We start from the raw sequence: 20,879 nt of genomic DNA, 5'->3' as shown, positions 1-20,879 counted from the left end.
ACGCCGCTGAACCGGCGCAGGGTGGCGGGCAGGGCGTGCCGGTCGGCGTCGAGGGCCGCCTTCCCGGAGGCCGCGAACGCCGGTTCGGCGGCGGTGAAGGCATCCCACGCGACCATCGGCTCACTCCCTTCACGTGCGGAAGCCCACTCCCCTCACGTGCGGAACGGCCCGGTCCGCGCGGCCCCGCCCGGCGCCGGCGCCTCATCGGCCGGAGCGCCGCCGATCCGGTGGAACCGGCCCAGGTAGCTGAGCAGCGGACGCGCCGACGGCTTCACCCTGCACGCGGTCACCCATCCGATCGTGAGGAGGTGGTCGCCGTTCGGCACCTGGCCCTCCGTCCGGCACTCGAACACGCAGGCAGCGTCCGCGAGGATCGGATGGCCGCCGTTCGGCGCGGGGTGCCAGCCGATCCCGTGGAACTCGTCGCCCGCGCCGAAGCGTTCGGACGAGGCGAACCAGCGGGCGAGCGGCGCCTGGTGCTCCTGGAGCAGGTTGACGACGAACCCGCCGGAGTCGGCGATCGCACCGGTGAGCCGGCTGCCCCGGCGCAGGCACACGGACAGCAGCTCGGGATCCATGGAAACGGAGGTGACCGATCCGGCGGTCATCCCGGCCGGCCCGGCCCGTGTGAGGACCGTCAGCACCGCGACGGCCGTCGGCAGGTGCCGCATCGCCGCCCGGAAATCCCGCTCCGCCAGTCCGGTACCCGCCGTGTGTTCCATCGGTCCGTCCTCACTCCGGCCCGCGCGGGTGGGACCCCGGGCGGGCGGGTCGACAAGGCGACCAGCACACCTCGACCATACGCCAGGACGTTACGACGATTATCGCCGTCGCGGGGAATCCCTTCCAACGAGGTATGGAGGAGCGAAAGTCGGTCGGACGATCCGTTTATGGGCTGTGCGGACCATGGGATTTGGGGCGACTTCACCCGCTCGGAACGGCGGCTCGTTTACGCTGGAATGCGCGGCGATTTCCGCGCGCCGCTGCCCATTCCGCGTGTTCTTTTCGCCTTCCGGGCCGGCTTTCTGCCGGATCGTCGGTCCCTTCGGACGGTCGGCCTGTAGGACGACGAAAAGCGTCCGGCCCCCGCCCCCGGCCGGACCGACCGGTCCGCGTACGCCCGCCCGCGCCCCCGGGAGAGGCCACCGCCATGCCGCACCCGCACCGCACCGCCCCCGCGCCGCGCCGCCGCTGGTGGATCCTGGGCGTCCTGAGCACGGCCCAGCTGCTGGTGGTGCTCGACGGCACTGTCATGAACATCGCGCTGCCCTCGGCCCAGGCCGGCCTCGGCTTCTCCGACGGCGGCCGGCAGTGGATCGTCACCGCCTACGCGCTCGCCTTCGGCAGCCTCCTGCCGCTCGGCGGCCGGATCGCCGACCTTTTCGGGCGGCGGGCCGCCTTCCTCACCGGACTGGCCGGGTTCGCCGGTACCTCCGCCCTCGCGGGCGTGGCCGGCGGCTTCGGCGTCCTCGTCGCGGCCCGCGCCGGGCAGGGCCTCTCCAGCGCCCTGCTGGCCCCGGCCGCCCTCTCGCTCGTCGGCATCACCTTCACCGAGCCGGGGGAGCGCGCGACGGCGTTCGGCGTCTGGGGCGCGGCGGCCGGCGCGGGCGGCGCGGTGGGCATGCCGCTCGGCGGCGTCCTCACGCAGTACCTGGGCTGGCGCTGGGCCATGTACGCCAACACCGTCGTCGCCGGCCTGGCGCTGGCCGCCGGGGCGCTGCTCCTCGCCCGGGACCGGCACCCCCGCACCTCCCGGCTCGACGTCCCCGGCACCCTGCTCGTCGGAACCGGCCTGTTCTGCCTGGTCTACGGCTTCGCCGCGACCGGGAATCACCCGTGGTCCGCCGTCGCCACCTGGGGGTTCCTCGCCGCCGCCGGCGTCCTCCTCACGGCCTTCGCCTGGTGGCAGACCCGGGCGCGGCACCCGCTGCTGCCGCCGCGCGTCGTCCTGGACCGCGACCGGGCCGCCTCCCTGATCGCCCTCCTCCAGACCAGCTCGGCGGTCTTCGGCGTCTTCCTCTTCGGCACCTACTACCTCCAGCGCTCCCTGGGGTACGGCCCGGCCGCGACCGGGCTCGCCTACCTCCCGATGATCGCCGCGCTCATCGCGACGTCGCCCCTGGCCACCCGCGTCCTCCTGCCGCGCCTCGGGCCCCGGACGGTGATCGCGGCCGGTGCGGCCCTGGCCGCCTCCGGCCTCCTCCTGCTGGGTTCCCTCGGCCTCGACAGCCCGTACCCGACCGCCGTCCTCCCGGCGCTCGTACTCGCCGGCGCCGGACTCGGCACGATCATCACGGCCACCACCAGCCTGGCCACCCTCGGGGTGGCACCGGCCGACTCCGGGGCGGCCTCGGCGACCGTCAACGCCATGCAGTACGCGGGCGGTTCGATCGGCGTCGCCCTGCTCACCACCGTCTCCACGGCCACCGCCGCCGCCCGCCTCGCCGGACGGGCCGGCCCGGACGCGGCCGCCCGCGCCCAGGCCGACCTCGCCGGCTACCATGCCGCCTTCCGCTGTCTGGCCGCCGCCTTCGCCGTCTGCCTCCTCGTCGCCGTCCCGCTCTACCGCCGCTCACCGGCGGCCCGCCGCACGGACACGGCGCCGGAACGGGCGGGCTGACCGACGGCGTCGCCCCCGTCGCGGCCGAGGCGGGCGTCCGCCTCGGGCACCTCCGGCACTCCTTCCCGACCCGGCCGATTTCGTCAGGGCCGTCCTTGAACGGGCGCTGGAGCGGCTGACCAGCCCCGCCGCCCCCGACCGCACCGGGCCGGCCGAGGCCGTGGCCGTCGTCCCGGCCGAGCAGGACGACCCCACCTCGTCCGGCTGTTCGTCGAGGCCTGGGCCCTCGCCGCGCGGGACGAGGCCATCGCGGAGGCGGTCCGCGCCATCTACGGCCGCTCCGCGGACCACGTGGCCGCCTCCGTGCGCGACCTCCGGCCGGAGCGGTCCGCCGAGCACTGCCGGGGGCGCGCGGAGACTTTCGCGGCACTGGTCGAGCACTGCCGGGGGCGCGCGGAGACTTTCGCGGCACTGGTCGAGGGCGCGTCCCCCCTCCGCTCGGGCAGCGCGGGCCACCGCTCGGCGGCGGCGGACACGTACCTCGTCGAGGCGGTGGTACGGCCGCCGCGGGACTGAGGCGGCCGGCGGGAGCCGGCTCCGGACGGCGGCGGCACGGTGCCGGCGCGGCGCGGATCACCGGGTCCGCGGGTGCCGGCCGAGCCCACGGCCGTCGGCCGCCCGCGGTCAGACCGGAACGCGCACCGGCTCGACACCGCCGCGGGCCCCGCCGATCCCGCCGGCCAGGACCGTGCGCCCGCGCCCGCCGCCCCGCCCCGCGGCGCGCGGCCGGAGCCGCAGGATGCGGGAGACGCCGAGCGCCTGGACGACGAAGACCGAGGAGAAGGCGATCCGGTAGTCGTCGCCGGTGGCGTCCAGCAGCAGGCCGACCGCCAGCAGCGTCGCCATCGACGCGATGAACCCGCCCATGTTGACGATGCCCGACGCGGTGCCCTGCCGCTCCGGCGGATTCGCGGGACGGGCGCAGTCGAAGCCGGTCACCGACGCCGGGCCGCACGCGCCGAGCACCAGGCAGAGCGCCGCCAGCAGCCACACCGGCGCGTGCGCCCCCGGCCAGCCGAGCACGGCCGCCCACACCAGGGCGGTCGCGGCCACCGTGCCGAGCGCCAGCGCCGTCCGGGCGGCGGGACGGCGGGAGACCACCTGCCCGTACACCGGCCCGACCGCCATGGCGGACACCGCGGACAGGGCGAGCAGCCCGCCGGCCGCCTCCCGGGTCAGGCCCTGCGCCTGGACGAGGAAGGGGAGCCCCCACAGCAGCATGAAGACCGTCGCCGGGAACTGGGCCGTGAAGTGCACCCACATGCCTAGCCGGGTGCCCGGCTCCCGCCAGGCGGCGGCGATCTGCCGCCGGACGTACGCGGCCCCCGCGGCCGGTACGGGCGGCGGGGTGTGCCCCTCCGGGTGGTCCCGGAGGAACAGCAGGGTGAGGACGAGCACCAGGGCACCGGCCGCCGCGCTGCCCGCGAAGGTCACGGTCCAGCCGAGACCGTGCAGCGCCCGGGGGATGACGAGCGTGGAGACGAGGTTGCCGACCGTCCCGATCAGGCCCGCCACCTGCGAGATGACCGGCGCCCGGTGGGCGGGGAACCAGCGCGAGCCCAGCCGCAGCACGCTGATGAACGTCATGGCGTCACCGCAGCCGAGCAGCGCGCGCGACGCCAGCGCGGTGCCGTACGTCGGGCTCAGCGCGAAGCCGAGCTGGCCGGCGGTGAACAGCGCGGCGCCGAGGACGAGGACCCGCTTGGGGCCGAGCCGGTCGATCATCAGCCCGACGGGGATCTGCATCCCCGCGTAGATCAGCAGCTGGAGGATCGAGAACGTCGACAGCGCGGACGCGTTGATGTGGAATCGGTCCGCGGCGTCGAGCCCGGCGACCCCGAGGCTGGTCCGGAAGACGATCGCGACGAGGTACACGCACACGCCGACGCCCCACACCAGCGCGGCCCGCCGCCCGCCCGGGGGCGCCTCCGGCACGGTGGGGGAGGGGGAAGCGCAGGGAGACTGGATGCGGGCAGGGCTCGGCAGGGCGGGGGCTGAGGCGGGGGGCATCCGTACAGCTTAAGAGCACCAATAGGAGGATAAGTCCGTTTTGAGCGGTGAATTCGCTCACGTGGTAGCGGTCTCCCGGCGTCCGACCCATGTCCACCCACGTGATGGGTTTGGGCGGATAACGTCAAATAGCGACAAAACCGCGTGACGGTACCCCCGGGCAGGGCAGACTGTTGCGGGGGCTTGGAGCCGTGGATCTGTCGCCGGGGCTCCGGAGCATGTGGGCCCGCGCGCTGTGGGCGGTGCGCCGGCGAGCAGGGGGACGGATGACGCAGTCGATTCCGCGATGGTCGCACGCTTCGGCCGGGCGCGCTCCGGCCCGGGGCCCGGCGGGCCGCCGCGGCCGTACGGTGGTGGTGGTCGGAGCCGGGCCGTACGGCCTGTCGGTTGCGGCGCACCTGCGCGAACGCGGCCTCGCGGTACGGGTGTTCGGCGAGGTGATGGGCAGCTGGCGGCACGCGATGGCGACCGGCATGTACCTGAAGTCCACGCCCGCGGCCACCGACCTGTCGACGCCCCGGGCGGACGGCCGGCTGGCCGACTTCCGGCGCGAGCGCGGGGAACCGGAGCTGACCGAACTCACCCCCATCCCCTGCGAGGTCTTCGTCGCCTACGGGATGTGGTTCGCCGCGAGGTTCGTCGACGACGTCGACCCGCGACGGGTGACGTCCGTCGAACGCGACCCGGGCGGCTTCACCGTCCGGCTCGACGACGGTGAGCCGGTGCCGGCCTCGGCGGTGGTCGTCGCCACCGGCCTGGGCGCGCTCGCCCATGTCCCGCACGAGCTGCGGCGGTTGGCCCCGGAGGGGCCGGGACCCGACGCGCTGCTGTCCCACACCAGCCACCACACCGACCTCTCCCGGTACGCCGGGATGCGGGTCGCCGTCGTCGGCGGCGGACAGTCGGCCCTGGAGAGCGCCGCCCTGCTGCACGAAGCCGGCGCCCGGCCGGCCGTCCTGGTCCGCGCCCCACGGGTGCGCTGGGGCGACACCCCGGTCCTCGAACGGCCGCTCCGCGACCGGCTCGCCCGGCCGGCCTCGCCGCTCGGCACCGGCTGGATCCTGGCCGGGCTGTGCGCCGCACCCCAGGCGGTCGGCCAACTACCGCCGTCCGCCCGCCTGTTGATCCACCGCCGCGCCCTGGGCCCCTCCGGTGGCTGGTGGCTGCGCGACCGCGTCGAGGGCGTCGTCCCCGTCCACACCGGCTGCCGCGTCGAGCGCGCCGACCCCGCGGGGGAGCGGGCGCGTATGACGCTGACGGGCCCGGGAGACGGTCCCCGGGAGCTCGTCGCCGACCATGTGCTGGCCGCCACCGGCTACCGCGTCGACCTCGACGCCCTCTCCTTCCTGCCCCCGCCCCTGCGGCGGGCGGTGATCCGCGTGCCGGGCTCGGGGGCCCCGCGCCTGACCGGCGCCTTCCGGTCGTCCGTCCCCGGCCTGTACTTCACCGGAGCCCTGGCCGCGCCCATGTTCGGCCCGATGCTCCGCTTCGTCGCCGGCACCGAGTTCGCCGCCCGGCGCATCACCCGCCACCTCGCCCGGCAGGCCGCGCGCCCCTGACCCCTCGCGGCCCGCTCACGCCCTGGGGCGGGACGTTCAGCCCACCGGATCCGGCGACCGCAGCCGTACGCCGACGACGCACGTGTCGTCGTCGGTGTCCGAACCGCTGTGGGTGAGCAGCCGGTCCAGCCGCTGCTCCAGCGTGGCACCGCCCAGGGCCGCGGTCGCCACCAGCTGCTCCAGGCTGTCCTCCAGGGAGCGGTCCTTCCGCTCGATCAGCCCGTCCGTGTACAGCAGCAGCACATCGTCCTGTTCGAGCTGGATCTCGCCCTCCTCGTACTCCGTCTCCCCGATGGCGCCCAGCAGCAGCCCCCGCACCAGCGGGACCGTCTCCGCCCGCCCGCCGCGGATCAGCACCGGCGGCAGATGGCCCGCGCGGGCCCACCGCAGCACCCGGGTCTCCGTGTCGTACAGCGCGCAGATCGCGGTGGCGGTCACCTGGTCGGTGAGGTGGTGGGCGACGAGGTTGAGCCAGCCCAGCAGCTGGGCCGGACCGGCGCCGGTGGTCGCCAGGCCGCGCAGCGCGTTGCGCAGCGCCACCATGCCCGTCGCCGCCTCGATGCCGTGCCCGGCCACGTCCCCCACCGACAGCAGCACCCGCTTCGACGGCAGCACGATCGCGTCGTACCAGTCGCCGCCGACGAGGCTGTCGTCCTCCGCCGGGCGGTAGCGCACCGCGATGTCCAGGTCCGGGGCGTCGATCGGACCGTGCGCGGGCGGCATGATGGCCTGCTGGAGCTGCCGGGCCAGCCGGTTGCGCTCCGCCGTCCGCTGCTCGCTGTACGCCAGCTGGTCGCGGGTGGCCGCCAGCGCCACTTCCGTCCAGTGCTGCGCCGAGATGTCCTGGAACGCGCCGCGCACCGCGACCAGCCGGCCGTCGGGGTCGAGGACCGGCTCGGCGACGACGCGGATGTGCCGCGTGATACCGTCCGGCCGCTGGAGCCGGAAGGCCGTCGACGCGGGCCTGCGATGGTGCAGGACGGTCCGCAGGAACCGGCCGATGGCCGCCGTGTCGTCCGGGTGGGCCAGACTGGCGAGCTGCTCCAGCGGGACCGCGGGCGCGGTCGCGGGCAGCCCGTGCAGCGAGAACAGCTGCTCGCTCCAGATGATCCGCCCGGTGGTGAGGTCCTCCTCGAACCCGCCGATCCGGCCCAGCCGCTGGGCGTGCCGCAGCAGATGGGCCAGCCGGGCCGTCTCCCCGGCGAGCCGCCAGATCAGCAGCACCTCCCGGCCGTGCCGGCTGATGCTCACGTCCGCCGTGGTGGGCACCCGCACCTGCCCGACGATCGCCGTGAAGGGCATCCCCTCGGCGCGGAACGGCTCGCCCGTGGCGTGGACGTGCTCCACCTTGGCGAACAGCCCGTTCTCCTCCGCCGCCAGCGGATACGCCTCCAGCAGCAGGGCACCGGCGACCGCGCCGCGCGGCCGGCCGCCCGGATCGGTGAAGCGCGGATTGGCGTGCCGGATCCGGAAGTCCACCAGGCGGCCCCGCTCGTCCGACTCGGCGCGCAGCACCAGCGCCGGGTCGTACAGGCTGTCGGCCAGCTCGACGAGTTCCGGGCCGGGGGCGGCCGGCACCGGCTCCGGACGGCCGGCGGGCAGCGTCTCCAGGGTGTGCGCGACGAGCTCGGCGAGCGCGTCGAACTGCCGCCGCACGGCGGGCATCCGCCGCACCGGCGCGCCCGGCCAGCAGATCTCCAGCACGCCGAGGATCCGCCCCTGCGTCTCGACCGGCACCGCGACCCGGCCGCCGGCCGGCAGCAGCCGGTGGGCCACGGAGGGCAGCCCGGTGGCGGACAGGTCGTCGAACCACAGCTGGTCGCGGGCGGCCAGCGCCCGGCGGGCGGGCGTGGCCACCCCCGGCGGTACGTAGTGCCAGCGCACGGCCTCGTCCGCCGGGATGCCCGCGTACCCCGCCAGGCGCAGGGAACCGCCGGAGCCGGACGCCCATATGGCGACGGCGGTGGCGCCGAGCGGCGTCAGGGCGTGCTCCAGCAGCGCGCGGGCGACGGCCTGGGTGTCCCCGGCGGCGAGCGCGCCGCTCTCGGCGGTCCGCAGCCGCACGGCGACGGACGAACCCTCGCCCGTCGGGTCCTTCACCCCGTCGCCCACCCGGGCGAGGAAGTCCCGCGCCGCGTCGGAGAGCCGGTCCCGCGCCGCCTGGTTGACGATGTCGGCGGCGAGCTCCAGCGGGGGGACGCCGGCGGCCTCGGCCAGCTCGTCCAGCTGCCGGGCGGCCTGGACGGGGCTCAGCCGCAGCCGCTCCATCAGTACGCCCTTGGCCATCTCCAGCAGCGCCCGCCCGTCCGCGGCGGCGTGCGCGCGCAGCACCTCCTCGCGCAGCCGCGCCACGGTGGCGGCGAGCCGGCCGAGGCCGGAGGCGGGCGGATCGTCGCCCTCGACGGACGGGCCCCGGCCGCCGGGTCCGCCCGCGGACGCGCCGAGGAGGCCGGGGAGACCGGAAGCGACCGGGCCGGCGGCGACGGCCGGGGGGCCGGCCGCGCCGGAACGCGGCGCGGGCACCGGGCGGGCCGGAGCGGCGCCGCCGGAGCGACCCTCGCTCAAGGAGGCGTCCTGCCGTTCCTCTTCCACTTACGACGCTCCTCGGTGACGGCACGGACGGCACGGACGGTGGCCGGCGGGCGCCGGGTCCGCGGTCACGGCGCCAGCCTGCGGCGGATGCGGCCGATCAGGTCGTCGGCGTCGACCGGCTTCGTGACGTAGTCGCTCGCCCCCGACGCCATGGTCTTCTCCTCGTCGCCCGGCATCGCCTTGGCCGTCACCGCGATGATCGGCAGGTCCGCGTACGCGGGCATGGCGCGGATGGCGGCCGTGGCCGTGTACCCGTCCATCTCCGGCATCATCACGTCCATCAGCACGATGTCGACCTCGGGATGCCCGGTGAGCGTCTCGATCCCGGCCCGCCCGTTCTCGGCGTGCAGCACGGTCATGCCCTGGAGTTCGAGCATGCCGGTGAGCGCGTAGAGGTTGCGCGCGTCGTCGTCGACGACGAGGGCCGTCCGTCCGGCCAGCACCGGATCCCGCCCCGGCGCTCTCGCGGGGGCCGGGCGCGCCTCCCGGGCCGCGGGCAGCGGCGGCGGGACGTCGCCGGGCCGGTCCACCGACAGGTGCAGCGTGATCCGCTGCCGCAGCTCGTCGAGGCTGGAGAGCAGGTCGAGCGGCCGGCCGGCGAACCGCTCCCGGATCTCCCGCTCGCGCGGGGTGCCGACGCTCCGGCTGTTGTGCGCCAGGACGGGCATGGTGCGCAGCGCCGGGTCGGCGCCCATCGCCTCGACGAACCGCAGCACTTCCTCGTCGGGCATGTCGAGGTCGAGGACGACGCAGTGGCAGACCTCGGTGGCGAGCACGGTCGCCGCTTCCTGCGCGCCGACCGCGCTGATGATGTCGACCGTGTCCGGTACCGTCGCGCCGGCGGCGGGCTCGAGGCCGGCGCGGGCGCTCTCGGCGACCATCGACAGCAGCCCGCGCGGCTGCTGTTCGATGACGAGCAGGCGCCGCTGCCGCGGTACGGCCGGCGCGGACCGCCGATCCGTGTCCGCGGACTCGAGCTGCGGCTCGTCCTCGGCGGAGGAGGGCGTCTGCTCGTGGAAGTCCGGCCGGGCGACCGGCAGGTAGAGGGTGAACGTGCTGCCCTCGCCCAGTGTGCTGTGGGCGGTGATCGAGCCGCCGAGCAGGTACGCGATCTCCCGGCTGATCGACAGGCCGAGCCCGGTCCCGCCGTACTTGCGGCTGGTGGTGCCGTCCGCCTGCTGGAACGCGCCGAAGATGGCCTCCAGCTGGTGCTCGGCGATGCCGATGCCGGTGTCCCGCACCCGGAAGGCGAGCGCCGCGCCGTGCCGCCGTACGGCGGGCGGCAGTTCCTCGCCGGTGACGGGCTCGATGCTCAGCTCCACGTGCCCGGTCTCGGTGAACTTCACCGCGTTGGACAGCAGGTTGCGCAGCACCTGGCGGAGGCGCGAGTCGTCGGTCAGCAGGGCGACGGGCACACCGGGCTCGGTCACCACTTCGAAGCCGAGCCCCTTCTGGCCGGTCATCGGCCGGAAGGTCGACTCCACATAGGCGAGCAGCCGGTGCAGCGGCACCCACTCGGGGGAGATGTCCATCTTCCCCGCCTCGACCTTCGACAGGTCGAGGATGTCGTTGATGAGCTGGAGCAGGTCGGAGCCGGCCGAGTGGATGATCTCAGCGTACTCGACCTGCTTGCCGGTGAGGTTGCCGCTCGGGTTCTGGGACAGCAACTGCGCCAGGATCAGCAGGCTGTTGAGCGGGGTGCGCAGCTCGTGGCTCATGTTGGCCAGGAACTCCGACTTGTACTTGGAGGCGAGCGCGAGCTCCTGCGCGCGGGTCTCCAGTTCCTGGCGGGCCTGTTCGATCTCCAGGTTCTTGGTCTCGATGTCGCGGTTCTGCCGGGCGAGCAGCGCCGCCTTCTCCTCCAGTTCGGCGTTGGAGCGCCGCAACTCCTCCTGACCGACCTGGAGTTCCTCGGAGCGGGCCTGCAGCTCCGCCGTGAGCCGCTGCGATTCGTCCAGCAGTTCATCCGTACGGGCGTTGGCGATGATGGTGTTGACGTTGACGCCGATGGTCTCCCGCAGCTGCTCCAGGAAGTCCCGCTGCACGGGCGTGAAGCGGTGGACGGAGGCCAGCTCGATGACGCCGAGCACCTGGTCCTCGACCACGATCGGCAGCACCACCAGGTGCGACGGCTCGATGAACCCGAACCCGGAGGGCACGGTGACCGATCCGGCGGGCAGGTCGTCCACCGCGATCGTCCGGCGCCCGGCGGCCGCCTGCCCGACGAGCGACTGCCCGAAGGAGAACCGGGGCGCGTCGGTCCCCTCGCCGCCCTCGGGGCGCCCGTACGAGCCGATCATGCGCAGCGACGGACCGGCCTCCGCCTCCTCGGCGAGGTAGAAGCCGCCGTACTGGGCGCCGACGAGCGGGGTCAGCTCGTCCATGATCAGCCGGGCGACGAGGGCGAGGTCGCGATGGCCCTGCATCATCCCGGAGGTGCGGGCCAGGTTGGACTTCAGCCAGTCCTGCTCCTGGTTGGCGCGGGTGGTCTCGCGCAGGGAGCGGACCATCGCGTTGATGTTGTCCTTGAGGTCGGCGACCTCGCCGGACGCCTCGACGGTGATCGACCGGGTCAGGTCGCCCTCCGCGACGGCGCTGGTGACCTCGGCGATCGCCCGCACCTGGCGGGTGAGGTTGCCGGCCAGCTCGTTGACGTTCTCGGTGAGCCGCTTCCAGGTGCCGGAGACGCCCTCGACCTCGGCCTGGCCACCCAGCCGGCCCTCGCTGCCGACCTCGCGGGCCACCCGCGTGACCTCGGCGGCGAACGACGAGAGCTGGTCGACCATCGTGTTGATGGTGGTCTTGAGTTCGAGGATCTCGCCGCGGGCGTCCACGTCGATCTTCCGCGTCAGGTCGCCGTTGGCGACGGCCGTGGTGACCTGAGCGATGTTGCGGACCTGCCCGGTGAGGTTGTTCGCCATCGAGTTGACGTTGTCGGTGAGGTCCTTCCAGGTGCCCGCGACGTTGGGCACCCGCGCCTGGCCGCCGAGCATCCCCTCGGTGCCCACCTCGCGGGCGACCCGGGTCACTTCGTCGGCGAAGGCGGACAGCGTGTCGACCATCCGGTTGATCACGTCGGCGAGCGCGGCGACCTCGCCCTTCGCCTCCACCGTGATCTTCTGCGACAGATCGCCTCGCGCCACCGCCGCCGCGACCTGGGCGATCGAGCGGACCTGCCCGGTGAGGTTGGACGCCATCACATTGACGTTGTCGGTCAGGTCCTTCCAGGTGCCCGAGACCCCGCGCACGGTCGCCTGGCCGCCGAGGTTCCCCTCGGTGCCCACCTCGCGGGCGACGCGGGTCACCTCGTCGGCGAACGAGGAGAGCTGGTCGACCATCGTGTTGATGGTCTCCTTGAGCTCCTGGATCTCCCCGCGCGCCCCGACGTTGATCTTCTGCGACAGATCGCCCTTGGCCACCGCCGTGGTGACCTGCGCGATCGACCGCACCTGCGCCGTGAGGTTGTCGGCCATCACGTTGACCGACTCGGTGAGGTTCTTCCAGGTCCCGGAAATGCCCTCGACGTCGGCCTGGCCGCCCAGCCGCCCCTCCGTGCCGACCTCGCGGGCGACGCGGGTGACCTCGTCGGCGAAGGCGGAGAGCTGGTCGACCATGGCGTTGATGGTGTTCTTGAGGGCGAGGATCTCGCCGCGCGCGTCGACCGTGATCTTCTGCGACAGATCGCCCTTGGCCACGGCCGTGGTGACCTGAGCGATATTGCGGACCTGGGCGGTGAGGTTGCCGGCCATGAAGTTGACCGAGTCGGTCAGATCCCGCCACACCCCGCCCACGCCGGGCACCTGCGCCTGCCCGCCGAGCCGGCCCTCGCTGCCCACCTCGCGGGCGACGCGGGTGACTTCGTCGGCGAAGGCGGAGAGCTGGTCGACCATCGTGTTGACGGTGTTCTTCAGCTCCAGGATCTCACCCTGCGCCGCCACGTCGATCTTCTGCGACAGATCGCCCTTGGCCACCGCGGTGGCCACCTGCGCGATGTCGCGGACCTGCGTGGTGAGGTTGCCCGCCATCGCGTTCACCGAGTCGGTGAGGTCCTTCCAGGTGCCGGAGACCCCCGGCACCCGCGCCTGGCCGCCGAGCCGGCCCTCGCTGCCCACCTCGCGGGCGACCCGGGTCACCTCGGAGGTGAACTGGGAGAGCTGGTCCGTCATGCCGTTGAAGACGGTCGCTATTTCGCCGAGCAGCCCGTCGGCGTCCTCCGGCAGCCGGATGCCGAAGTCGCCGTCGCGTACGGCCGTCAGCCCGGCCAGCAGCTGCCGCAGCTCCGCCTCGCCCACGTCGGGCCCCTCGCCGTCGCCCTGCCTGCAGCCCGGTACCGCGGTCGCCGCCGCGCCGGCCGTGGACTCGCCCATCTCGCCTCTCCCACCCGCCGGCGCGCCAAGGGGCGGCACACGGGACATGGTCTCCCGTGCCGCCCGTTGTCCGCCGTTCACCCGTCGCCCGGCTCGTCGATCCGCTCCATCGCTCCGTACAGCGGCTGTACGGCCGTGGGGAAGGATACTCGGACCGCGTCCTACGCGGTCGGCCGCCGGTTCTTCCTGTGGACGACCCGGCGGCTCCGCCTGTGGAAAAGCGGGCGCCCGCTAACGCCGCTTCCCGGCCGGAGCGGTGCCGAGGACCGCGCGCAACAGGCGGGCGCCCCACGTGCCATGAGGCGGCGGGCTCACCGGCACGGCGGGCGCGCGCCGGTCCGCCCGCACCCGCCCGCCGAGGTCCCGCAGCACGTCCGGCGGGCACCCGGCGCGCAGCCGGGGGAACAGCCGTTCCTCTTCCTCCAGGACGTGCAGGCTCACCTCTTCGACAAGGGACACCAGCGAACGGGTGAACAGCGGGTCCTCCGGGCCCCGGTCCGCCACCTCCCGCAGGATGCCGTCGATCCGTCCGTGGTCCGCGAGCTCCCGCTCCACCCACGCGGAGCCGTCGGCCACGTACCGGCGCACCGCCGGGTGGAGGTGCCGCTCCTCGGCCTCCGCGTGCCGCGTGAGCCGGGCGGTGACGTCGTCGGCGAGGCCCTTGCGCTCGGGACTGCCGGGCGCCGCCGCCCGAATGCCGTCGAACAGCGCGTCGATCGCCCGGTGCTCGGCGGTCAGTTCGCCGATGAGGTCGGGACGTTCCGGCACCTTGCTCCCTCCGGAGGGCGGATGATCCGCCGTTCTCCTTCCCGGCCGCGGGCCCGCTCGATCGGACGGCGCGCCCCAAGGGCCCACTTGGGCCAGCGCGCCCGGCCCCGCTCACCGGCTTGCGGCATACGGAGGGCCCTGGCCTCGCCCGGCCGTGTCGCCCGCCGCGTTCGGGCGGCGGGCCGTCCATGCTCCGGATACCCGGGCGGACGAGCGAGGAGCGGCGTGTGCTGGTGCGGAAGCGGAAGGCGAGGATCGAGGCGCGGGCGCGCGAGGCGGCCGTGATGGGCTACGTGGCGCTCGACCGCCGGGCCCCGGTCTCGGAGGCGGGGCGGCAGCTGCTGCGCAAGGCGTTCCCGGACCACTGGTCCTTCCTCCTCGGCGAGCTCGCGCTGTACTCCTTCGTGGTCCTGGTGCTCACGGGCAGCTACCTGACACTGTTCTTCAGCCCGAGCATGACCGAAGGGGTGTACGACGGCTCGTACGGCCCGCTGCGCGGCCTCCGGGTGTCCGACGCCTACGCCTCGACGCTGCACATCAGCTTCGACGTGCGCGGCGGCCTGCTGATCCGCCAGATGCACCACTGGGCGGCCTTGGTCTTCGTCGCCGCCCTCGGGACGCACCTGCTGCGCGTCTTCTTCACCGGCGCGTTCCGCCGCCCCCGGGAGCTCAACTGGGTCGTCGGCGTCACCCTGTTCCTGCTGGCCTTGCTGGAGGGCTTCTGCGGCTACTCGCTGCCGGACGACCTGCTGTCGGGGACCGGGATGCGGACCGCGTACACGATCGTGACGTCGATCCCCGTCGCCGGGACCTACCTCGGCTTCCTCCTGTGGGGCGGCTCCTACCCCGGGCACTCGATCATCCACCGGCTGTACGCCGTGCACGTGTACTTCGTCCCGCTGGCCCTGATGGCGCTGGTCGGGCTGCACCTGGTGATGGTGGTCTACCTCAAGCACACCCACTGGTCCGGGCGGGGCAGGACCAACCGGAACGTCGTCGGGCAGCCGATGGTCCCGCAGTTCGCCACCAAGTCAGCCGGGCTGTGCCTGATGGTGTCCGGGGTGCTCGCGGTGCTCGGCGGCGTCGCCCAGATCAACCCGGTGTGGGACTTCGGCCCCTACCGTACGGACCAGGTGTCGACCGACGCCCAGCCGGACTGGTACGTCGGCTTCCTGGAGGGCGCGCTGCGGCTGATGCCGCCGTGGGAGAACGCGGTGGCCGGGCACACGGTCATGTGGAACGTCCTCGTCCCGGCGGTGCTGCTGCCCGCCCTGCTGTTCCTGGTGCTCTACCTGTACCCCTTCTTCGAACGGTGGGTCACGGGCGACCTGAGGGAGCACCACGTGTGCGACCGGCCCCGGGACCGCCCGGTGCGGACGGCCCTGGGCGTGGCCGCCCTCGTCTGCTACGCGGTGCTGCTGGCCGCGGGCGGCAACGACGTGACCGCGTCCGTCTTCCGGGTCTCGGTGGAGACCCTGACCTGGATCTTCCGGGTGGCGCTGGTCGCCGGCCCGGTGCTCGCCTTCATGGTGACCAAGCGGGCCTGCCTCGCCCTGCAGGCCCACGACCGGCGGCTGCTGGAGGAGGGCGAGGAATCCGGCGTCGTCGGCCAGAGCGCGTCCGGCGGCCTCACCGAGCGGCACCGGCCGCTCGACGCCGCGCACCGCTACAAGCTGCTGGTACGGGACGTCCCGCCGCCACTGGCCCGCCCAGGGGAGGGAGCGCCCCGGCGGGAGCGGATGCGGGCGGCGCTGAGCGACTGGTTCTACCGCGACCGGGTCGACATGCCGGCGACGGACGAACAGCGCCTGCAGATCACCGGGCGGACCGCGGGGCCCCTGCCCGAGGCGGAGGAGTGACACAGGCGCGATTCAGACCTCCACATCGGTGAACTGGAACACCATCCCGAACACGCCCGCCAGCATGACCCCGCAGCCGATGAGGAACAGCCACAGCCCGAAGACGATCCCGACGCCCATCAGCGCCATGCCGACGGCCGTGACCGGCGGGTAGGCGCTGTGCGGGGGGAAGAAGTCGAGGGTGCCGGCGCGCTCCCGCACCTCCGCCTCGGGCAGGTCCTCCGGACGCCGCCCCTTGCGCCGGTAGTTCATCGCGCAGAAGAACGCGATGACGCTCGACATCAGCAGGGAGACGGTCAGCGCGGCGGTACCCGCGGGCTCCCGCGCCCACCAGGTGTAGAGGGCATCGGTGAAGAGGAAGAACACCGCGACACCGGCGAAGAGAACGGCCTCGGACTTCATGGGCGCTGCTCTCCCAGCGGATCGGGGGTGGGCTCGACGCCCGCGTCGCGGCGGGCCTCGCGCGCCTCCGGGTGGTGCAGGTCGAAGGCGGGCGAGTCGGAGCGGATGCGGGGCAGCGCGTCGAAGTTGTGGCGCGGTGGCGGACAGGACGTCGCCCACTCCAGGGACCGGCCGTACCCCCACGGATCGTCGGTCTCCACCTGCCGCCCGTACCGGGCCGTCTTCCAGACGTTGTAGAGGAACGGCAGCGTCGACCCGCCCAGCAGGAACGCGCCGATCGACGAGACGGTGTTGAGGGTCGTGAAGCCGTCGGCGGCCAGGTAGTCCGCGTAACGGCGGGGCATGCCCGCCTCGCCCAGCCAGTGCTGCACCAGGAACGTGAGCTGGAAGCCGACGAACAGCGTCCAGAAGTGCACCTTCCCCAGCCGCTCGTCCAGCATCCGGCCCGTCAGCTTGGGCCACCAGAAGTAGAAGCCGCCGAACATGGCGAAGACGATCGTCCCGAACAGGACGTAGTGCAGATGGGCGACGACGAAGTACGAGTCCGTGAGGTGGAAGTCGAGCGGCGGCGAGGCGACGATCACCCCGCTCAGCCCGCCCAGCAGGAACGTGACGAGGAAACCGACCGCCCACACCATCGGCGTTTCGAACGAGATGCTGCCCCGCCACATCGTGCCGATCCAGTTGAAGAACTTGATGCCCGTCGGCACCGCGATCAGGAACGACATCAGGGAGAAGAACGGCAGCAGGACCGCGCCCGTGGCGAACATGTGGTGCGCCCACACGACGGCCGAGAGCATCGTGATGGAGATCGTCGCCCCGACCATCCCGACGTAGCCGAAGACGGGCTTCCGGCTGAACACCGGGATGATCTCGGTCACCACGCCGAAGAACGGCAGGGCGACGATGTACACCTCCGGATGCCCGAAGAACCAGAACAGGTGCTGCCACAGCAGCGACCCGCCGGTGGCCGGGTCGTAGACGCGCGCCCCGAACTTCCGGTCCGCCTCCAGGGCGAGCAGCGCCGCCGTCAGCACGGGGAACGCCAGCAGCACCAGGATGGAGGTGAAGAGCACGTTCCAGGTGAAGATCGGCATGCGGAACATCGTCAGCCCCGGCGCCCGGAGGCAGACGATCGTCGCGATGAAGTTCACGGCCCCCAGGGTCGTGCTCAGCCCCGACAGCACCAGCCCCATGGCCCACAGGTCGCCGCCCGCCCCGGGGGAGTGGACGGCACGGCTCAGCGGGGTGTACGCGAACCAGCCGAAGGACGCCGCGCCGCCCGGCACCACCAGGCCGGACACCACGATGAGCCCGCCGAACAGGAACAGCCAGTACGTCAGGGCGTTGAGCCGGGGGAACGCCACGTCCGGGGCGCCGATCTGCAACGGCATGATGGCGTTGGCGAACCCCGTGAACGTCGGCGTCGCGAAGAGCAGCATCATGACGGTGCCGTGGATCGTGAACAGCTGGTTGTACTGCGTGGTGCTGACGATCTGCAGCCCCGGGCGCGCCAGCTCCGCGCGCATCAGCATGGCCAGCACCCCGCCGACCAGGAAGAAGCCGAACGAGGTGACCAGGTACATGTTGCCGATCGTCTTGTGATCGGTGGTGGTCACGTAATCCCTGAGGCGCTTCCCCGTCCGCACGCGGGGGTTCTCGGAGACCGGCACCGGCCGGCCGGACCGCTGGTCGTCCACGTGCGTCATGGGGCCTCCGGGGCACGGGGGAAGTACGCGAGCCGGGCGGAAACCGGCGCCTGCGGTGTAGCCGGGGCGAACGCGTCCGAAACCTCGGCAGTGGCATCCGGCGCCCTCCGCTGCCCGCCGCCGCCCGCCGGCTCCCCGCCGGTTTGCCCCGCGCGCCCGGCGGTTAGGCAATCACCGGCGCTCCGTGCGGCGCCGCACGGCCCGGCGGGCCGCCGCGGTCCCACGAGCGGGGGAGCACGACGGCCGAAGAGTGGCGATGACCGGTACCACACCAGAGAACACCCCCGACGGAGGAAACCTCGCACCCCAGCCGCTGCGCCAGTACGCGCTGCTGGCCGACGGCGAGCGCGGCGTCATCGTGGGCCCCCGCGGCGAGTACGCCTGGATGTGCGCGCCCCGCTGGGACTCGGACGCGGTCTTCTCCACCCTCGTCGGCGGCACGGGCGTCTACCTGGTCACCCCCGTGGGGCGGTGCGTGTGGGGCGGTTACTACGAGGAGGGGACGCTCATCTGGCGCAGCCGCTGGGTGACCGACGACGGCATCGTCGAGTGCCGGGAGGCCCTCGCCTTCCCCGGCGACCCCCACCACGCCGTCCTCCTCCGGCGGATCATGCCCTGCCGGCACCCCGCCCGGCTGTCCGTCGCCCTCGAACCGTGCGCGGCCTTCGGCCGGTACCCGCTGCGCGGCCTCTCCCGCCGCGCCCCCGGAGTGTGGGCCGGACACGCCGGCGACCTCACGGTCCGCTGGTCCGGCCGTCTCCCCGAGCCGCGGCCGGTCGGCGACGGGGGCCGGCGGCTGGTGACGGAGCTGAGGGTGGAGGCCGGGGAGTGCCTCGACCTCGTGCTGGAGATCGGCGACCGGCCGCTGCCCGACCGGCCGCCGGACCCCGTCGCCCTGTGGCGCGCCACCGAGGACGCCTGGCACGCCGCCGTCCCGCCGCTCGACGGCACCGTCGCCCGGACCGACGCCCGCCGCGCGTACACCGTCCTGCGCGGGCTGACCGGTTCGTCCGGCGGCATGGTGGCCTCGGCCACCACCAGCCTCCCCGAACGCGCCGAGGAGGGCCGCAACTACGACTACCGCTACGTGTGGATCCGCGACCAGTGCTACGCGGGCCAGGCCGTCGCCGCCGCCGGGGACACGGCCCTGCTCGACGACGCCGTCCGGTTCGTCACCGCCCGCCTGCACGAGGACGGCCCCCGGATGGCCCCCGCCTACACCATGGACGGGCACGTCATCCCCGACGAACGCGAGCTCGACCTGCCGGGCTACCCCGGCGGGTTCGACCGCGTCGGCAACAAGGTCAGCGGGCAGTTCCAGCTCGACGCCTTCGGCGAGGCCTTGCTCCTGCTGGGCACCGCCGCACGGCACGACCGGCTGGACGCCGACGGCCGGCGCGCCGCCGAGATCGCCGCCGACACCATCGCCCGCCGCCGCGACGAACCCGACGCCGGCGTATGGGAGCTCCGCCCGCGCCGCTGGGCGCACAGCCGGCTGGCGTGCGCGGCGGGCCTGCGGTGCGCCGCCGGCGTCGCCCCCGGCGGGCAGGCGGCCGAGTGGAGCGCCCTCGCCGACCGCCTGGTGGCGGACACCGCCGCCCACTGCCTCCACCCGTCCGGCCGCTGGCAGCGCTCGCCCGAGGACCCCGGCCTGGACGGCGCCCTGCTGCTGCCCCCGCTGCGCGGCGCCGTCCCCGCCGACGACCCCCGCACCCGCGCCACGCTCCGCGCCTACGTCGCCGAACTCACCGAGGACCACTACGCCTACCGCTTCCGCCACGGGCGGCAACCGCTGGAGAAGGCCGAAGGAGCCTTCCTCCTCTGCGGTTTCATCACCGCCCTGGCCGAACACCAGCAGGGCCGCGAGGTGTCCGCCTTCCGCTGGTTCGAACGCAACCGCGCCGCCTGCGGCCCCGCCGGCCTCTACTCGGAGGAGTACGACGTCGCCCAGCACCAGCTCCGCGGCAACCTGCCGCAGGCGTTCGTCCACGCGCTGATGCTGGAGTGCGCGGCGCGGCTCGCGGGGCCTTGGGCGGACGGCTGAGCGTTCACCGGCGCAGAGCGCGGTACCACCACCCGGCAGTACCGCGCCACGTCGGCGAACAGCTGCTCCAGCGCGATCTCCTCCTGGTAACGCGCCCCGAGGCACAGCCGCTTCCGCTGCCCGTGGTCGCGACGACGGGCTGGTGGTCGAGCTTGGCGCCGTAGAGGCCATTGAGCAGGTGGACGGCGCTCCGCTGGGCGGGGGCGCAGAAAACGCTGCCGGTTCGGCAGGAGAGGCGCAGGTGTGACGAGCGTCACTGTCGTTGACGGGTGGGCTCCGGCAAATGGCGCATGTGGTGGAGGTGGTGCGGGCGGTATGCAGGGGAAATGGGTGCGCCGAGGCGCGAAGGGGCTGCCCCTGTGCTTGCTGGTGCAATTTGCTGTTTTTTGCATGGTGCACGTGCAGCGGGCGTGATTCGGGGACCGAAATTCACCCTAAAGGATGACGTTCGTTGGAGTGGGCAGCTTTGTTCTGGAACTGGCATGCGGCCCTGTTGTCGGTATCCCTGCCTGTTGTGCTCGGCCTCGATCGGGTATTTGCGGCAGTGGTGACGGATTCGATCCCGACGGAAAAATTTCGAGCAATCTGCTCGGAGAGCATTGACGCGCGATACGCTCCAACGTCGTTCGCGTGCCGCAGATTTGCATGAACCATTGGCGTTAGAGTCGGCGCGGCGCGCGTTGCGAACGGCCAGCGCTAAGGTGGCCTCGTGACAGTGGCTGCCAAATAGAAGAGGCGGCCACGGGCTAGCCCCCCGTAGCCGCCTCACATGAACCAATTCACGCTGATGAGAGAGGAAATTGGTCATGGGTGAAAGCCGACAGCGCGAAGGAGCGCCCTCGACCTCCGGTTTAAGAGCGTGTCCTATGTGGTGAGGCGTCGTTGTTCACAGCATGGGGCGGGGAACGTGGGACTGGATTGTTCCGGACGGGTTGTGGGAGATCGCGGA

At 73.4% G+C, this 20,879-nt stretch carries 12 protein-coding genes and 1 pseudogene; 5 read left to right on the top strand and 8 right to left on the bottom strand.

Annotation, left to right across the window (positions count from 1 at the left end; genetic code table 11):
* Positions 1-152: 152 nt before the first annotated feature.
* Entirely contained in the window at positions 153-722 is a 570-nt protein-coding gene (locus tag ACH4PU_RS13905; protein ID WP_398270963.1) for a flavin reductase family protein, read from the bottom strand.
* Positions 723-1,150: 428 nt separating this feature from the next.
* On the opposite strand from ACH4PU_RS13905, the gene ACH4PU_RS13900 reads away from it, so the two are divergent.
* Complete coding sequence (locus tag ACH4PU_RS13900) at positions 1,151-2,620, top strand: MFS transporter (protein WP_398270961.1); 1,470 nt, start codon at positions 1,151-1,153, stop codon at positions 2,618-2,620.
* A 291-nt stretch (positions 2,621-2,911) separates the two neighbouring features.
* Positions 2,912-3,136, top strand: a complete 225-nt coding sequence (locus ACH4PU_RS13895) for a hypothetical protein (protein WP_398270958.1) — start codon at positions 2,912-2,914, stop codon at positions 3,134-3,136.
* Positions 3,137-3,244: 108 nt separating this feature from the next.
* Here the strand turns inward: ACH4PU_RS13895 and ACH4PU_RS13890 are convergent, their stop codons facing one another.
* Positions 3,245-4,630 (bottom strand): nitrate/nitrite transporter, encoded by a 1,386-nt coding sequence (locus ACH4PU_RS13890; RefSeq protein ID WP_398270955.1) that lies wholly within the window; start codon positions 4,628-4,630, stop codon positions 3,245-3,247.
* Positions 4,631-4,896: 266 nt separating this feature from the next.
* On the opposite strand from ACH4PU_RS13890, the gene ACH4PU_RS13885 reads away from it, so the two are divergent.
* Positions 4,897-6,189 carry an FAD-dependent oxidoreductase gene (locus tag ACH4PU_RS13885; protein WP_398270952.1) on the top strand — a complete coding sequence of 431 codons (1,293 nt, stop codon included), beginning with the start codon at positions 4,897-4,899 and terminating at the stop codon, positions 6,187-6,189.
* Positions 6,190-6,225: 36 nt separating this feature from the next.
* Here ACH4PU_RS13885 and ACH4PU_RS13880 read toward each other — a convergent pair whose 3' ends face one another.
* The 3 genes from ACH4PU_RS13880 to ACH4PU_RS13870 form a co-directional block, all read right to left on the bottom strand.
* Positions 6,226-8,781: a SpoIIE family protein phosphatase gene (locus ACH4PU_RS13880; protein ID WP_398270949.1), complete on the bottom strand. Its 2,556-nt coding sequence runs from the start codon at positions 8,779-8,781 to the stop codon at positions 6,226-6,228.
* A gap of 65 nt (positions 8,782-8,846) precedes the next feature.
* Positions 8,847-13,148 carry a HAMP domain-containing protein gene (locus ACH4PU_RS13875; protein WP_398270946.1) on the bottom strand — a complete coding sequence of 1,434 codons (4,302 nt, stop codon included), beginning with the start codon at positions 13,146-13,148 and terminating at the stop codon, positions 8,847-8,849.
* 231 nt (positions 13,149-13,379) lie between these two features.
* The gene (locus ACH4PU_RS13870; RefSeq protein WP_398270943.1) at positions 13,380-13,916 is read right to left on the bottom strand and encodes a hemerythrin domain-containing protein; all 537 of its coding nucleotides are present in this window, start codon (positions 13,914-13,916) and stop codon (positions 13,380-13,382) included.
* Positions 13,917-14,143: 227 nt separating this feature from the next.
* On the opposite strand from ACH4PU_RS13870, the gene ACH4PU_RS13865 reads away from it, so the two are divergent.
* The gene (locus tag ACH4PU_RS13865; RefSeq protein ID WP_398270940.1) at positions 14,144-15,775 is read left to right on the top strand and encodes a cytochrome bc complex cytochrome b subunit; all 1,632 of its coding nucleotides are present in this window, start codon (positions 14,144-14,146) and stop codon (positions 15,773-15,775) included.
* Positions 15,776-15,787: 12 nt separating this feature from the next.
* On the opposite strand, the gene ACH4PU_RS13860 is transcribed toward ACH4PU_RS13865, so the two are convergent.
* Together ACH4PU_RS13860 and ctaD are read right to left on the bottom strand one after the other, a co-directional pair.
* Entirely contained in the window at positions 15,788-16,177 is a 390-nt protein-coding gene (locus ACH4PU_RS13860) for a cytochrome c oxidase subunit 4 (protein ID WP_398270937.1), read from the bottom strand.
* A complete protein-coding gene (ctaD, locus tag ACH4PU_RS13855) occupies positions 16,174-17,886 on the bottom strand; it encodes a cytochrome c oxidase subunit I (protein WP_398270934.1) in 1,713 nt (570 codons plus the stop codon). Before ctaD ends, ACH4PU_RS13860 begins: the two co-directional genes overlap by 4 nt.
* 256 nt (positions 17,887-18,142) lie before the next feature.
* Here ctaD and ACH4PU_RS13850 point away from each other — a divergent pair, with 256 nt between their 5' ends.
* A complete protein-coding gene (locus ACH4PU_RS13850) occupies positions 18,143-19,930 on the top strand; it encodes a glycoside hydrolase family 15 protein (RefSeq protein WP_398270931.1) in 1,788 nt (595 codons plus the stop codon).
* Between the two features lie 23 nt (positions 19,931-19,953).
* On the opposite strand, the pseudogene ACH4PU_RS13845 reads toward ACH4PU_RS13850, so the two are convergent.
* Positions 19,954-20,153, bottom strand: a pseudogene (locus tag ACH4PU_RS13845) (thiamine pyrophosphate-requiring protein); the annotation flags it as partial.
* Between the last annotated feature and the right edge of the window lie 726 nt (positions 20,154-20,879).

Origin of the sequence: Streptomyces sp. NPDC021100, from assembly GCF_044333095.1 — a bacterium.
Taxonomy (GTDB): domain Bacteria; phylum Actinomycetota; class Actinomycetes; order Streptomycetales; family Streptomycetaceae; genus Streptomyces.
The sequence above is the reverse complement of the archived record's forward strand: the minus strand, read 5'-3'. Positions and strand labels throughout refer to the sequence as shown.